This window comes from Shewanella sp. 10N.286.52.A9, assembly GCF_041468985.1.
Taxonomy (GTDB): domain Bacteria; phylum Pseudomonadota; class Gammaproteobacteria; order Enterobacterales; family Shewanellaceae; genus Shewanella; species Shewanella japonica.
Genome location: NZ_JBFRJQ010000004.1, coordinates 199,114 through 214,622, shown reverse-complemented (window position 1 = coordinate 214,622; position 15,509 = coordinate 199,114). Strand labels below are relative to the sequence as shown.

Sequence of the window (15,509 nt, the reverse complement as noted above, 5' to 3'; positions counted from 1 at the left end):
TTACTTCACGGAACGTTCGATGTCATTTTGCAGTTGATTGCCAATCTGGGTACTTTTATACAGTTGAAATAAATTCTCTTCATGAGAATAGTTCAAATGTATTGGCCTTTCAATGTCTTGGCTTTTACCTTTTACTTGCACTTTCAAACTCGCATCACCATTATCTTTCATATCGAATGTACTGCTTAGTTGGCTATATTCGAGATGTTCTAGGGCTTGCACCACAAAATCAAGATGGGGTTGTGAAGCCCTTATTTGTTCAAGTGCTGGGTTATTAGATACTTGAATTAACCCGCCAGGTTTTCTCGCGGCAAGATGACCGCCCGCTATGGTGACTTTGCCATCCACTAACGTGGCGGGAAGTACACCATCAAAAATCCCATTTGCATAAACACCGACTTGGGGCTGCGCTGCTAATAAGGCTTCTAGACTGATCCCATTAAGGACAAAGTAGCCCTCTGAGATATCGTGTAACCTTAAATAAAACTCAGGAATTAGAAACTCACCATCGAGTAAGTCGCCGCTGGCAGTCAAATTGACGTCAGTATCACTAAGGCCGCTGATTTCTTGTAACCAATTTTTGGCAGGTACTTGTTCGTTTTTACCTAAGGATAAATTGGCTGATAAGTTAATGTTGTCTAGGTTTATCCCTGCGTATGCCTCGGGAATATCTATTTGTGCTTGTTGGCATAGCAATCGACTTTGGCTGAATGTTTCGGGTCGTTCAGGTGTGCTATGTGCTTGTTGCCAATTAAACTGGCAATTAGCTTGAGCTGTCGCATCATACATCACATTTTCGTGGTATTTTGCGTCGATATTGGTCAGCTGTTGCTCGAACTTCATTTCAAAAAGTGACACACCCTGGGCCTCGATTAATGCAAAGCCAGCGTTTAATTTACTGCGGCCATCTATTTTCATGTTATCAGGCAGCATCTGGGTATGTTCAAATGTCGAAAGAATATCTGCCAGTTCAGTGTCAAATGACCATTGTCCGGCGAGTGAGGCAGGCTGGTGCTTTTGGGGCAATTTTAATAAGTGATAGCTAGATAGTGAAAGGGCGTCAAGTTGCCATTGCTCAGTTCCCGTCAGTAATTGTTGTTTTAATGATAGTGTTTGATCTAAATTTATTTGATCGAATCTTAATGCCTTATATCGGCGTGTTCTCGATTTACTCGGGATAAGCTTATCAAGCTTAATATTATCAAGTTGCCAACTAAGAGTTGACTGATTGGTTTGGGATAAGGCTTGCGATAGTAGGTCAATGCTAGGCGTGGTTTCGTTCAATGTTAATTCAATATTTTGTTTAGCTTCAATTCGAAACTTGCCTAATTGAGCCTCATAACTTGGCTTATTAAATGCTAAGGGTGTTGGCTGAGTAAATGAAAAGGAATCGAAGCCTAATGCAAATCCATTTACGTTAAACTTCATTACTGAACGCAATGGCACAGGTGAGTTCGAGGGATTAAGGTTAGATGGCTGCAAAGCAGCATTAGAAGATGTTAAAGAAGGCGTTTGAGATACTGCAAAACTTGACGGCTCTGTTAGCTGCCAATATACATTTTCTGTATTTAGGTTTTTATGATTAATGGTGGCATCGAGTTTATCTGAATATATTGACGCGCTATAAATAACCATGTCGGCAGTATTATTTGTTGCCTTGATTGAAATATCCGTTGTTAGTTCACTATTTTCGAAACTGATCTCATGGGGGAGAAAATCCATAGCGGTTAGGTTGATGTGTTGTTTCTGCTTAAGGTGGCTTAATACTTCTGCGTCAAAGCTGATATCTGAATTATCTTTTACGATATGATTATTTTTTAGAGTGATATCAGCTGACAAAACAGGATGAGAAATGTTGATAGCGGCATCATAATTCGCTGTAATAGTTGCTTGGTCATCCAATCTTGTTTGTATAGTCAGAGGTTTGGTAAGAGCGAGTTGCCAAAGAATAGGGTGCTCAAGCTGTTTTATTAATTCATGTTTCTCTGTTGGCAACACTATTGAAGGCTGCAGTAGTTGGCTCAATTGTTCCAACTGGCGTTTGTCTGTACTTTGTTGCCAGCTTATTGGGGCAAGTTTAACGTTTAGGTTTGGCGAAACCGTATCTGCTTCAGGCTTGTAGTTTATTTCTAGCTGAATTGGCAATGCAGGATTAAAAGCAACGTTTTTAACTGCTGATGAGCTGATAGTTAGCTCATTAATTGTTTGCTTGCTTTGGATTGCCCCAGTGATTAAATCTATTGAAGTTGTACTATTCCAAAGCCCTTTAATTGTCAGCATATGCGTGCTTATGGCACTTTGTATTGAGTCTAATGTTGATAAAAAAGAGGATTGTTCTAAAGAAGAACTGGCTCGTTCCTTATCCTGTAAACCGTCTTTCTGAGTATGTAAGGCATATTCGTTTAGGGTGAGGCTCAGTTGTTCCAACCCTTCACGGAGTGAGTTAAGTTCTGTGTAGTGAGTAAGCTGCCATTGAGTGGAATCGAGTGTTAGAGATAGGTTTGCAACAGCCTGTTGCATGACGAAAAATTCACCGCTTAACGTTTTACGTATAGAACGACTTGGTTGTGCATGACTGAGTTTAGGTGTCAGCAAATTAAGGTGCTTAGCTTGAATAATTGCACGATCATTATTTTGAAATGGTAAATAGATATTTATTGCTGCTAATTTTATTTCGGGAATGTGCGATAAACTTAATCCTACACTCCCAGCGTTATCTGTTTGCTGTTGGGGCTGAAAAAAACTATCTCCCAAGTTAACATCAATTTTATTCACACTGAAATCACTAATATCTTCTAGTGATAACTTCATATTTTTTAAGACATTATACCCATTATTGAGTTGGATTTTAACTTCATGAAGGGCGATTTCACTATCTTGATAACGAACTAATATGAAAGGAAAATGCCATTGATTAGCACTATCAATACTAACCTTGGCATCCAAAACTCTTACACTGTATGGCTCTGCTAACGAGTTCACGATATTCAGTGCAATCGTCCGAAAATTTTGTTGGATGAACACAGCAAATATTGTGGCCAATGTGAGACACACAATGAGAAGTCGTTTAACAGTGAAAATTCGAACTGTCATGTCAAAGTTCTGTCTTAAGGTATTGATTTATGAAGTGCGGTAAAGAATAGCATAGCTAAAAATTGATGGCTGTAGTTAGTCATATTCATCAGCAACATAAAAAGGCTAATCTGATTTTTCGTGTCTTGTCTATTTGACAGTGTTGTCTTTTGTGAGAAGAAAACATGGCCAATCACAGCGCATAAATCTATGTTGGCCAAGTATTAGCGACTAATAAAGCTTGGTTTTAGCTTTAAGCAAAAATCTAAACGTAGCTTCGTGAAGACTGATAGTAATGTTAAACCCAGCGGATATGAGTTGTTAATGTATGGCTTGCTCCCGGTGCTAGCCTAACTTGGTCTTCAAGTACGTTAGCCGCTTCATGGCACACCATAGTGAGGTAATCTTCATCGTTAAAGCGAGATAATCGCTGAGACTTGTCAATCCATGGGTTCCATAGCACTGCAGACTGGCTGTTCTCTCTTGCTACTTCAATTGTCCCTTCTGGTGTGTGTAAATGTTGAACAGGGGCTAAATCGGTATAGACACGATCGGTTTCACGAGTAAAGTTAACTTCATCGCCTTCTTGCGGGTAAGGGCCTTTTGCAAATTCGATGTATTTAGCCCCAGTAAAACCAGTAGCTTTAAGCTGATGAATATCACCGATAGGAAAATAAGTGTGTAATGCTTGAGTTAGATTGACATCGTAGTCACAGTTATTTTTATTAACAATGCTGACTGAAAGGGTTTCGCCTAAGGTAAATAATACGCTAACTTCCGTATCATGAGGCCAGTATTGTTTATTGTCTTCTGTGATAGCCAAGGTAAAAACTAAATCGACAACTTGATTACGCATTTTTACAGAGGCGAGTGACCAAAGACTGGTTCTAGCAAAGCCATGTTGTGGGAATCCGGGGATGTCACTTGCTCCAAACCAAGGCCAGCAAACAGGGATCCCGCCGCGTATGCCATTACCAGGTTGATAATCATCAGCGCCAGATACCCAAAGAAGAGGTGCTTTGTCTTTTGGCTTGAAGAAATCAATTTGTGCGCCTTGAAGAAAAATGCTGGCTTGGCACAAATCGGTTTTTATTTCGACATAATCTAAACCGTTAGGGTGTTTTTTAGTGGTAACCGAACCCATAATGCGCTGTCCTTGTATTGGTGAGGATCATTTAATTTCAAAATTCTAATGGTTAGCTTACAAAGTTTTTACGATAAAAAAAGCATTTCACTAATTGTTTTTACGGATTAAGTTTTTAGTGTTTGACTTAACTCTAATATCTATTTCAACTGAGTTTGTAACTCAATTACTTGCTTTTGAACTTACCGGCTGAAATGCAGTAAGCGATTATTTGCGGGCATAGCGAAGTCATGTTGAAGCTTAAACCCTTGTTCAGTGGCCAGGGTTTCTATCCATTCTATATCGCGAATACCACTCTCAGGATTATTTTCTTTTAACCATTGATCGAATGACTCATTACTGTCACTGGTGTAGCGGCTTTTATAATTAAAAGGGCCATAGATAATTAGCGCTGCATCTTGTGAGATTTGCTTCCCAATTTGGTTAAAAAAGGCGTTAACCATAGCTTGGCTCATAATATGTAATGTATTGGCCGTAAAGACTGCATCAATCTCACTCTCATTCAGCGCCTGAGGCCACGGTTGCATTACATCGAGGGCGATTGCAGGTATTAGATTAACTGACCCTTCGAGCGTAATACGGCGATTTAAATCAGCCAGGTAGCTAGGTTGATCGCTCGCTTGCCATTGTAAGTGTGGTAATTGAGAAGAAAAGAATACGCAATGTTGCCCTGTGCCACTGCCAATTTCTAAAACCTGTTGGCGAGTGGCTAAAATCTGTTGTAACTCTTTAATGATTGCATGCTTGTTGTTCTCACAGGCTTGTGAAAACGGTAATTGAGAGAGTGAGGTTATGATAAATCTACCTTTTCCATTTCTAATTGTTGAAGTGCTATTACCGCTTGAGTGCGATTTCTGACGCCGAGTTTACGGAAAATGGCCGTAGCATGGGCTTTAATTGTGGCTTCAGATACACCAAAGTCATAGGCAATTTGTTTATTCAGTAAACCTTCAGCAAACATTTGTAATACGCGGTATTGCTGCGGCGTTAAATCAGATAACTTGCTTGCCATTTGGCTAGTTGGATCGTCATCAACTTCAAGGATTTCCGTGCCTTCAGGTAGCCAAATATCACCATATAACACAGCATCTAATGCTTCTTTTAGTGTATCCATAGATGCAGATTTGGGAATAAACCCTGAGCTTCCATAATGAATAGCACGGCTGATAGTTTGCACGTCTTCGTGGGCTGAAATGACGACAACTGGGATATCAGGGTAATGACCTCGAAGATGGATAAGGGTCGAGTAGCCATGTGAGCCAGGCATCTGCAAATCGAGTAAGATTAAGTCTAGATCTGCTGCTTTGTCATCAAGCACTTGCTGTAAGGCATCGGCACTGTCAGCTTCAAACCAATTAGTACCTTGAAAAGCATTATTTAATGCTTGTCGTAAGGCATTACGAAATAAGGGATGGTCATCGGCGATAATAATATTTAAGTTTTGAAGCTTCATGGCTTTTTAATTGTCTTGGTTGCACGTGAAGGTAATTTTAATGTAACAGATAATTGGGCAATCGATCCACGATAAAGTGAAACAGTATATCGAAAACAATGATTTTAAATCTGGCTTTAGACCTTTGTCTAATAAGCAGGGTGTTTGAGTAAGAAAAGCTACCACTTTTAGGTGGTTGCAGTGTCAAAATTAAGTTAATTGATTAGTCGAAATTATAAACAGTGTAAGCAATCATTGGGGAAAACGAATACATTCGCCAATGATTGCTATGGGATAATGAAACGACTAAGCAGAGTGTTGGACTGGCCAAACTGGAATTGGGTGACGTTCATTATCGACCGCCACGAATGTGAATACACCTCTAATAGCGTGCTCTCGAAGATCTTGATACATATCCTCAACGTAGATATTTACTTCTACTTTTAAAGATGTATTCCCAACATGAATGACTCGAGCTACGAGCTCAGCAAGGCTCCCAGCAGGAATGGCTTTTTTGAAGTCAATTCGGTCAGAACTCACTGTGACTAATGCTTTACGGCAAAATCGGGTAGCAGCAATAAACGCCGTTTCGTCCATCCATGCAAGGGCATCGCCACCAAAAAGTGTATTATGATGATTGGTATTTGAAGGGAAAATAGCTTTAATGACTTTGGCTTCAGATTGTTCGATTCTGGCTAAAATATCATCGGAGTACTGTGGTGTTTCTTCGTTTTGTTCTTTTCGGGTAAAGGGCATACAACTACCTAATTAATTGCTTAGTACATCTAGTTGGAGGCAGGATTATACGGATAAGTGATTTAAATAGGTAGGTTCGTTAACAATAACAATATTTAACGAGAGTGATGCAAAAAGTGAGTCATGTTGAGTCGTTTAAAGATTTAGTAGCGAAGAACTAATGTCGACACATTCGTTGAATGTGTGTTGTCTTGACTTTCAATAGTAAGAATATAAACACGATCATACTCTGTCGCTTCATCAATATCTTTACCTGATTCCCCTCCAAGTAAATCGACTAACGCAGGCGTGGTGTTACTGTGGCCGACGATTAAAATATGATTATCGTGTGATGATGTGAGTAATTGTGAAAACGAAGCAAGCTCTTTCGGATCATAAGAAGTGATAGGTAATTTTTGACTATCAGCAGTTGGTTTTGCTGTGAGCTGAGTACGTTTGTAATTTGTGCTGTAAATTGCGGATAAAGAAACAGAGGATAGTAAATGGGCCAATTGCTGGGCTCGTTGTTGACCAGCTTTTGATAACTGAGGGTCTTTACCTGATAATTTTTCAGCGTGTCTAACTAATATCAATGTTTTGGTTTTTGACTCATTTACCGTGGTTTCAGCTGCAATTAAACCGCTTGAAAATACCATTAATGTTAAAATGACCAATAAGCCAAAGGTCATGAGTAAACCCGTTATATACCTTCGATTCAGTTCTTTTTTATAGTTATTATCCATTATCTGCCTTCCTTTTTTATTTTTATTAGTCAGCTAAGTAATATTCTATTGTTGATACAACTCGAACCCGTTTTATGTGAGGGTTATTTTTGTCTCTATTTGTAATACTGAACTGTCCTTGAGATGCACGTTTGATTTTTCCAAGTTGGCTTTGTGAGTCGGTCGCAAATTTTTCAGCAACTAAACGTGCATTGTTGGTTGATTGCTCAATCATTTGTGGTTTCACATCATTCAATCGAGTGAAAATGTACTCGATTTGCGCATCATAGTTATTCTGCGAAAATACAATCCCTTGTTTACCGAGCTGAGATATTTCTGGCATGACTTGTCGAACGGTGTCAATCTCTGAAGAGTACACTGTCATTGTTTGTAACGCGGTATAGCGAAACTCAACTGCTTGATTGCCACCATACTGCTGAGCAAGTTTGTCGGTAATCATGGGAGCCGATATTGTAATTTCGTCTGTTTTGATTGAGTGTGAAATTAAAAAATCATTGATAAGTTTGTTCTGCTTTTCAACTTCAACATATAAATCTTCTAGCTGATTACTGGCTGCGGTAAATTGTATCGGCCAAATGACGACATCTGCAGAATATTCGTTCTCTGCTAGACCTTTAACCGTGACACTTCTATCCAGTAACTTGTATTCAATTATGGCTTGTTTTAGTAATACACCGAGCACTGCCATACCTATGAATAATAAAAGGCCAAGAATGGTGGCACTGGTTTTAGATTGTGTCATCAAGCGGTTCTCCTTAGCAGTCGGTATTGGTTTAAAATGTAAAGTTACAGTGCAAATAAAATGTGAATTAACCGAACTGCAACAATTATCTGTTTAAGACCTTAGCCGTAAGTTGACGTGCTCGTCAACTTTTTAACCTAGCGTCGTTGATAATTGACCTGTAAAAGAAGAGGTAGGGTGGAAAGGAACGGATACAATACTTTGTTATTCTAGTGATAAACAGTGGATGGCTTAGCTAATTCTATGGATACAAAAAAGCCTTGAGTAGCGTATCATCAAGGCTTTTAGAAACAAATATTTATCAGGGTTGTTAGCCTAAAGTGAAATCGAGCCTAACCCGTGTTTCAGCCTTAACGGGTTTGCCATCTTCAAACTTAGGTGCATAGCGCCATTGTTCAAGAACTTTAATGCTTTCATCTTCAAATGCTTTACCACCTGTTGAATTGACTATTTCAGGTTCAGATACAAAGCCTTGCTCATTAACAGTAAAGCTTAGTACCACCATTCCCTCAACGCCGCTTCTCGCTTTACTTATTGGGTAGTTTGGATTGACACGGTAAATTGGAGTCTGTTGTTGCTCTTGGCTCCAAGGTTTCATGCTACCTATGGCAAGGCAATGTTCGGTGGCTTGTTCAGCTTTATTTTTTTGACTATAAAGTGTTACTAATCTCGCATGGGCTGCTAGTTCATATGGGTGAGAATAATCCAACATTTGATATTGTTTGATTACTTCCAGTAATTCTATTTCTGCTTGGTCATATTTTTTATTAGCAAGATATACCGCAGAACTTTCAAATCTTGAGTTAACTAAAACAGTCGAGTCCATTGGCAGGAGTTCGCTGTATATTTCTTTCGCTTGCAGTATATATTTACGTACTTGCTTTTTATCATATTTCGTTTGTACAAGCTTGCTATAAGATGCAGAAAGGGTGTGAGCATATAATATTGGCTGTTCGCTATCTGAAGCAATTTTTCGAGCTTTAGAAAGTAAACCTTTAGCAAGTTTCAAATCCTTAGTTTTATCAGCATAGGTTAAGAGAGGATCAACCAATTGGACACTATCTTCGCCGTAATGTTTTTTATACTGCTCTAATGTTTGTTCATAATATGGTGCAGCGTCTTCATGTTGCTTATTATTGCTAAGCGCTATGGCTAAATTAAAACCTAGATTGGTCGTATCGATACTGGTTTCACCGTAGATATGTTGACCTAAGTCATAAGCTTGTTGGGCCGCTTGAGCAGCTTGTTGGGTATTCCCAGCTTTAAATGCGACATTATATGCATCGTAAGCTTGTTTGAATTCTTCCGGAGTTGCATTTACTTGTGAAGAAAGTAATAAGGTGCTTAAAAGCATGCTAGCAAAACTGACATTATTTGTATTACGACTCATTCCAATTCCTTTGAATATTACTCATTATTCCTTGTTGTATTAGAGGAGTGTAGCCTTTGCCTTATTTCATAACAATATAATTTACTCATCAAAGTAATTGATGTGCTGATGATAGATGCTGTCTGTTGCGTTATTGAAAAACTCGACAATAATTACTTGAAGGAAAGCGGGGTAATCGAAATACTCATGCCACTTCAGGGAAGAAATATGTCACTAGCAGATAACGTACTCATTGAACAAACGGCTGAAGGGGATTCGCTTACATTTTGGCGCCGGGTTATCTTTTATCGTATTTTTACCTTGTTAGCTATTGCATGCGTACCAGTCTATTTCACTAGTGTTTATCTTTGTATTCAAGCTGACCTACTTTCAATGGCTGTGTTCGATACCATAGTTTACGCTATTTTACTGTTCATCATTTACGATAAAAACCTCAGTGATAGGACTCGTTTTTCTATCGGAAGCTTATTAGCTTTTAGCATAGGTTTTGGTTTTTTAGTGGCGATAGGACCAAGTGGAGCAGGTTTTTTTTGGTTATTCATTTTTCCACCATTAACATGTATTTTGTTGGGAAAAAAAGCCAGTAACCTTGCACAGGTAATCAATGCTGTATCACTGGTCATTCTTGGTTTTGCATATCATTTTGATTTACATATATGGCCTAGTATTGATGGCTATAATTGGGTAATTTGGGCCGTTGTGGTTGTCAATTTTATTGTGACCAATGCCATTGTTACCATTTCAGCCGCTTACTTGTTAGGTAAGTTATCAAGTTCACTAGAAAGCACTTCAACATCAAGGCGAGCAACCGTCATTGGGTTAGCTAAATTGGCAGAGTATAGAGACAACGAAACTGGCGCTCATTTACTGAGAATGCAACAGTATGCATCCATGTTAGCCAAACAACGTTATGTAGATAATGATGCACCAGAAGAGCTGACTAAAGCGTTTATTACTGAGATAGCCTTATCCTCGGTACTGCACGATATCGGTAAAGTTGGCATTGCCGATGCTATTTTATTAAAGCCAGGCAAGTTAACGGCTGATGAGTTTGAACATATTAAAGCGCATCCTGTCATTGGAGCCCAAGTGCTTGAAAGCATAACTCAATTTGCTCCTGAGTGTGGCTATATTAAAATGGGTCGTGATATTGCCGGTGGTCACCATGAAAAGTGGGATGGCAGTGGCTACCCAAAAGGTCTATCTGGGATTGAGATCCCTTTATCTGCAAGAATTGTAGCCTTAGTGGATGTTTACGATGCACTCACTTCACCACGCTGTTATAAAAAGCCTTTTACCCATCAACAAGCGGTTTCACTAATTTTAGAAGGTAAAGGTAAGCACTTTGATCCTAAACTCGTGGAGAGTTTTATGGCTATTCATACATTGTTTGAAAAGTTATCTCTACAATCTCTGGATGAAGATACAAGCCCGCTTAGTGTTACATTTCTGCCCAGCTAGTTAATCGGACTTTATAAAAGGCTCAGTTATTTGGCTTTAGAAACAAAAATACCAATCATATGATTGGTATTTTTAACTATAACTCATGTTATTGTTTAAGCCATTACTATTACTACCACATTGCAGTAAATAGTCTATTTAGCATTACCCAATATTATTGTTATTTTGCTAGTAGAGCACGGCGATCTTTCGATGCTTGCGCTAGGTTTCTAAGTAATTTTTCAGAATCTTCCCAGTGCAGACAGGCATCGGTGATGCTTTGGCCATAGGTTAATGGCTGGCCGTCAACGACTTTCTGATTACCTTCAACCATAAAACTCTCGGCCATAATACCGGCAACAGCAGTGCTACCGTTACGCATTTGTTCCATAATACTATCGGCAACGTTGAGCTGATTTTTATGTTTCTTTTCACTATTGCCATGACTGAAATCAACAACGATACGCTGAGTTACATCCACTTTTTCAAGTTGCGCTCGAACTGATTCGATATCTTCGGCTGAGTAGTTCGGCTTTTTGCCACCACGTAAAATGATATGGCCGTATGGGTTCCCGTGGGTACGGTAAACAGCCATTGCTCCATCTTTATCTGGAGAGTAAAAAATATGTGGCACTTGTGCTGCACGAACTGCATCAACCGCAATGTTGATATTGCCATCTGTCCCATTTTTAAATCCGACAGGGCATGATAATGCTGATGCCATTTCACGGTGAATTTGGCTTTCAGTTGTGCGGGCACCGATCGCACCCCAAGTGATTAAATCAGCAATGTATTGGCCATTGACCATGTCTAAGAATTCAGTTGCGATTGGCAATTTAAGTTCAGTGATTTGCTGTAATAAATGGCGAGCCATTCTTAAGCCTTTATTAGGGCTAAAACTACCGTCTAGATCAGGATCTGAAATTAATCCTTTCCAACCAACAATAGTACGAGGTTTCTCAAAATAGACACGCATAACAATGCATAAGTCTTCTTTTAACTCGTGATGTAATTTCGCTAAACGTTGAGCGTAATCTAAAGCTGCTTCCGTATCGTGAATGGAGCAAGGGCCAATAATTACTAAAAGTCTTTGATCTTCGCCTGCTATGATGGCTTCAACTTCACGACGTTGCGCAACTAAATAGTCAGCAGCATCTTGGGTTAATGGGTATTCAGATGCGAGTTGCGCAGGTGAAATTACCTTACATAAAAGAGAGGTACGTAGTTCGTCAGTTTTAATTGTCATTCATTTTACCGAGCATGTTTGCGATGAATTAACATCATATTGCTCGGGATTATAACGAATTAGCAGGCGATAGACACGTTGAAATCGACGAAGTTATTGAACAAAAGTGGATAATTTGACCTAAGTTAGCTGAAAATGCTGTTAGTTCAGCATTTTCGCTAACATGAATAATACGTTAAATTAGATTTAAGGCATTAAATAGCATAATAAAACTTAAAACATGTGGCGTTTTAAGCCTGTGACATCAAGAATTTTTGCTGAAATTTCTTCAACAGAGTGGAAGGTGGTGTTCACAAACGGGATACGTTCTTTTTTATACAGCATTTCGACTTCTTTCACTTCGATTCGACACTGCCTTAAAGAAGAGTAGCGGCTATTTTCCATTCTGCCTTGACGGATCTCATGCAGGCGGTTGGGATCAATGGTTAAACCAAACAGTTTAGATTTATTACGCTTTAACGCCTCGGGTAACTTTAAGTTATCCATATCATCTTCAGTGAACGGATAGTTAGCAGCTTTAATACCAAATTGCATCGATAAATATAAACTTGAAGGGGTTTTACCACAGCGTGAAACACCCAATAAAATGATGTCGGCTTTGTCCATATGCTTCATGGTTTGGCCATCATCGTTCTCCATTGTGTAATTTATCGCTTCTATCCGAGAGTCATAGCCCAAGTTACTTTTGCCATGGGTACGGTTCATCACCGGCTGGGCTTCGATACCTAATTGTTTTTCTAACGGGCTAACGAAAGTGTTTAAAAAATCGTAATCTAACCCTTCGCTGGAATAAATGATGTCCCGAATTTCTGGTTTAACGATTGAGTGGAAAAGTATTGGTCTTTCGCCTGTTGTAATAAAACAATCATTTATTTGTTGCTTAACCTTCTCTGCTTTTTGAATAGTTTCGACAAACGGAATTGTAAATGTCTCAAATTCCACAGGAAATTGTGAGAGTACGGCATGACCAAAGACTTCTGCTGTGATTGCTGTGCCATCTGATATATAAAATACTTTTGGTGCCATTATGACCTCTTGTAGTAATAAAATTACAAATAAAATTATAGATTTACGTCACTTGTGTGGGAGTGTAGAATGCCGCTGCCCTCGTGTGAAGGGGCCATTGAAATAAACTTGTGGAGAGATAACTGTGCAGCAATACATACTCTGGTATCAAGAACTAGGCATGGGTGATGTAAACAAGGTTGGCGGTAAGAATGCGTCACTTGGTGAAATGATCAGTAACCTAGCAAACGCTGGTGTTCAAGTCCCTGGTGGATTTGCTACAACCTCTCATGCGTTTAATGAGTTTCTAGAGCAAAGTGGTGTTAACCAGAAAATTTTCGATATTCTAGCAACATTGGATGTTGATGACGTAAATGAATTAGCGAAAGTTGGTGCACAGATCAGACAATGGGTAATCGATACCCCATTTCAACCAGAACTAGAAGATGCGATTCGTGAAGCTTACGAGCAACTTTCTAGCGAGACCCAAGAAGCATCATTTGCAGTGCGTTCATCAGCAACAGCTGAAGATATGCCAGATGCTTCATTTGCTGGTCAACAAGAAACTTTCCTAAACGTTAAAGGCTTTGACGCTGTATTACTTGCGATTAAGCATGTATACGCTTCGCTATTTAACGACCGTGCAATTTCTTATCGTGTTCACCAAGGTTACGAGCATCAAGGTGTCGCATTATCTGCTGGCGTACAACGAATGGTACGTTCAGATAAAGCATCATCAGGTGTGATGTTTACTATGGACACTGAGTCAGGTAATAACGACGTTGTCTTTATCACTTCATCATTTGGTTTAGGTGAAATGGTTGTACAAGGCGCGGTTAACCCTGATGAATTCTACGTGCACAAACCAATTTTAGCGCAAGGGCATCAAGCCGTTGTGCGCCGTAATATCGGCAGCAAGTTAATTCAGATGGTTTACTCTGATGATGCTTCACATGGCAAACAAGTTAAAATCGAAGATATCCCAGCTGAGCAACGTGGCGTATTCTCAATTAACGATGAAGAAGTCATGGAGCTGGCGAAACAAGCGGTTATCATTGAGCAGCATTACGGACGTCCAATGGACATCGAGTGGGCTAAAGATGGTAACGACGGCAAACTTTATATCGTTCAAGCACGCCCTGAAACAGTTCGCAGCCGTGAAGATGTGCAGCTGATTGAGCGTTACCACCTTAAAACTAAAGGTGACGTAGTTTCTGAAGGTCGTGCAATCGGTCATAAAATCGGTACAGGCGTGGCTAAAGTGCTTGCTTCTATCGACGATATGGATCAAATCGAGCCTGGTGATGTATTAGTTACCGACATGACTGACCCAGATTGGGAACCAATCATGAAGCGTGCTAGTGCGATTGTTACTAACCGTGGTGGCCGTACTTGTCACGCAGCAATTATTGCGCGTGAACTAGGTGTTCCAGCTGTTGTAGGTTGTGGTGATGTGACTGACCATATCAAGAACGGTCAAACAGTGACGGTTTCTTGTGCTGAAGGTGACACTGGTTTCATTTACGATGGTAAGCAAGAATTTGAAGTTGTGACCAATCGTGTTGATTCATTACCTGAATTACCAATGAAGATCATGATGAACGTGGGTAACCCAGATCGTGCATTCGATTTTGCCCGTTTACCAAATGAAGGTGTTGGTCTAGCGCGTCTAGAATTCATCATCAACCGTATGATTGGTATTCATCCTAAAGCATTACTTGAATTCAACTCACAACCCGCTGAGCTTCAGCAAGAAATCAATGAGATGATTGCAGGTTATGAGTCTCCAGTTGAATACTATGTTGCTCGCTTAGTTGAAGGTATCGCAACGATTGGTAGTGCGTTCTATCCTAAGAAAGTTATCGTACGTATGTCAGACTTTAAGTCTAACGAATACGCTAACCTTGTTGGTGGTGACCGTTATGAGCCAGAAGAAGAAAACCCAATGTTGGGCTTCCGTGGTGCTAGCCGTTACATTTCAGAGTCATTCCGTGACTGTTTTGCACTAGAGTGTGAAGCAATTAAGCGTGTGCGCAATGAAATGGGCCTTAAAAACGTTGAAATCATGATCCCATTCGTTCGTACAGTTGACGAAGCGGCGCAAGTGATTGAGCTATTGAAAGAGCAAGGCCTAGAGCGTGGTAAAGACGGTTTACGCGTTATCATGATGTGTGAGTTACCTTCAAACGCATTGCTTGCAGACCAGTTCTTAGAGCACTTTGATGGCTTCTCAATCGGTTCAAATGACTTAACTCAGTTAACGTTAGGTCTAGACCGTGACTCTGGCATTATCAGTCATCTATTTGATGAGCGTAATGATGCTGTTAAAGCATTATTATCGTTAGCGATTAAAGCGGCTAAAGCGAAAGGTGCATATGTTGGTATTTGTGGGCAAGGCCCATCTGACCATGCCGACTTTGCTCAATGGTTAGTTGAACAAGGTATCGATACTGTATCACTTAACCCTGATACCGTAATCGACACTTGGTTATACCTAGCAGAAGATCATGCATAATCGATTGCTTGAAACGTCTTAATGACGTTACAAAAAAGCCGCTTA

At 39.8% G+C, this 15,509-nt stretch carries 12 protein-coding genes; 2 read left to right on the top strand and 10 right to left on the bottom strand.

The features are described from left to right. The 8 genes from AB4128_RS03470 to AB4128_RS03435 form a co-directional block, all read right to left on the bottom strand. Entirely contained in the window at window positions 1–3,093 is a 3,093-nt protein-coding gene (locus AB4128_RS03470; protein ID WP_372036841.1) for a YdbH domain-containing protein, read from the bottom strand. A gap of 277 nt (window positions 3,094–3,370) precedes the next feature. Beyond that, window positions 3,371–4,216: a D-hexose-6-phosphate mutarotase gene (locus AB4128_RS03465; RefSeq protein ID WP_372036839.1), complete on the bottom strand. Its 846-nt coding sequence runs from the start codon at window positions 4,214–4,216 to the stop codon at window positions 3,371–3,373. Between the two features lie 182 nt (window positions 4,217–4,398). After that, the gene (locus tag AB4128_RS03460; RefSeq protein WP_372036973.1) at window positions 4,399–5,010 is read right to left on the bottom strand and encodes a DUF938 domain-containing protein; all 612 of its coding nucleotides are present in this window, start codon (window positions 5,008–5,010) and stop codon (window positions 4,399–4,401) included. Further along, the gene (locus AB4128_RS03455; RefSeq protein WP_055023258.1) at window positions 5,007–5,669 is read right to left on the bottom strand and encodes a response regulator transcription factor; all 663 of its coding nucleotides are present in this window, start codon (window positions 5,667–5,669) and stop codon (window positions 5,007–5,009) included. Before AB4128_RS03455 ends, AB4128_RS03460 begins: the two co-directional genes overlap by 4 nt. Before the next feature lie 285 nt (window positions 5,670–5,954). After that, window positions 5,955–6,404, bottom strand: a complete 450-nt coding sequence (locus tag AB4128_RS03450) for an acyl-CoA thioesterase (RefSeq protein WP_372036837.1) — start codon at window positions 6,402–6,404, stop codon at window positions 5,955–5,957. Between the two features lie 143 nt (window positions 6,405–6,547). Further along, on the bottom strand, window positions 6,548–7,126 hold the full coding sequence (locus tag AB4128_RS03445) for a histidine phosphatase family protein (protein ID WP_372036835.1): 579 nt from the start codon (window positions 7,124–7,126) through the stop codon (window positions 6,548–6,550). 25 nt (window positions 7,127–7,151) lie between these two features. Next, entirely contained in the window at window positions 7,152–7,868 is a 717-nt protein-coding gene (locus tag AB4128_RS03440) for an SIMPL domain-containing protein (RefSeq protein WP_372036833.1), read from the bottom strand. A 310-nt stretch (window positions 7,869–8,178) separates the two neighbouring features. Beyond that, on the bottom strand, window positions 8,179–9,258 hold the full coding sequence (locus AB4128_RS03435) for a TonB family protein (protein WP_119968611.1): 1,080 nt from the start codon (window positions 9,256–9,258) through the stop codon (window positions 8,179–8,181). 207 nt (window positions 9,259–9,465) lie between these two features. Between AB4128_RS03435 and AB4128_RS03430 the strand changes: the two genes are divergently transcribed. Beyond that, window positions 9,466–10,719, top strand: a complete 1,254-nt coding sequence (locus AB4128_RS03430; protein ID WP_372036832.1) for an HD-GYP domain-containing protein — start codon at window positions 9,466–9,468, stop codon at window positions 10,717–10,719. A gap of 160 nt (window positions 10,720–10,879) precedes the next feature. Here AB4128_RS03430 and AB4128_RS03425 read toward each other — a convergent pair whose 3' ends face one another. Both AB4128_RS03425 and AB4128_RS03420 read right to left on the bottom strand, forming a co-directional pair. Beyond that, window positions 10,880–11,944: a 3-deoxy-7-phosphoheptulonate synthase gene (locus AB4128_RS03425; RefSeq protein WP_055023252.1), complete on the bottom strand. Its 1,065-nt coding sequence runs from the start codon at window positions 11,942–11,944 to the stop codon at window positions 10,880–10,882. 213 nt (window positions 11,945–12,157) lie between these two features. Continuing rightward, window positions 12,158–12,970 (bottom strand): pyruvate, water dikinase regulatory protein, encoded by an 813-nt coding sequence (locus AB4128_RS03420; protein WP_055023251.1) that lies wholly within the window; start codon window positions 12,968–12,970, stop codon window positions 12,158–12,160. 124 nt (window positions 12,971–13,094) lie between these two features. Between AB4128_RS03420 and ppsA the strand changes: the two genes are divergently transcribed. Further along, window positions 13,095–15,464 carry a phosphoenolpyruvate synthase gene (ppsA, locus tag AB4128_RS03415; RefSeq protein WP_055023250.1) on the top strand — a complete coding sequence of 790 codons (2,370 nt, stop codon included), beginning with the start codon at window positions 13,095–13,097 and terminating at the stop codon, window positions 15,462–15,464. The last annotated feature ends 45 nt before the right edge of the window (window positions 15,465–15,509 follow it).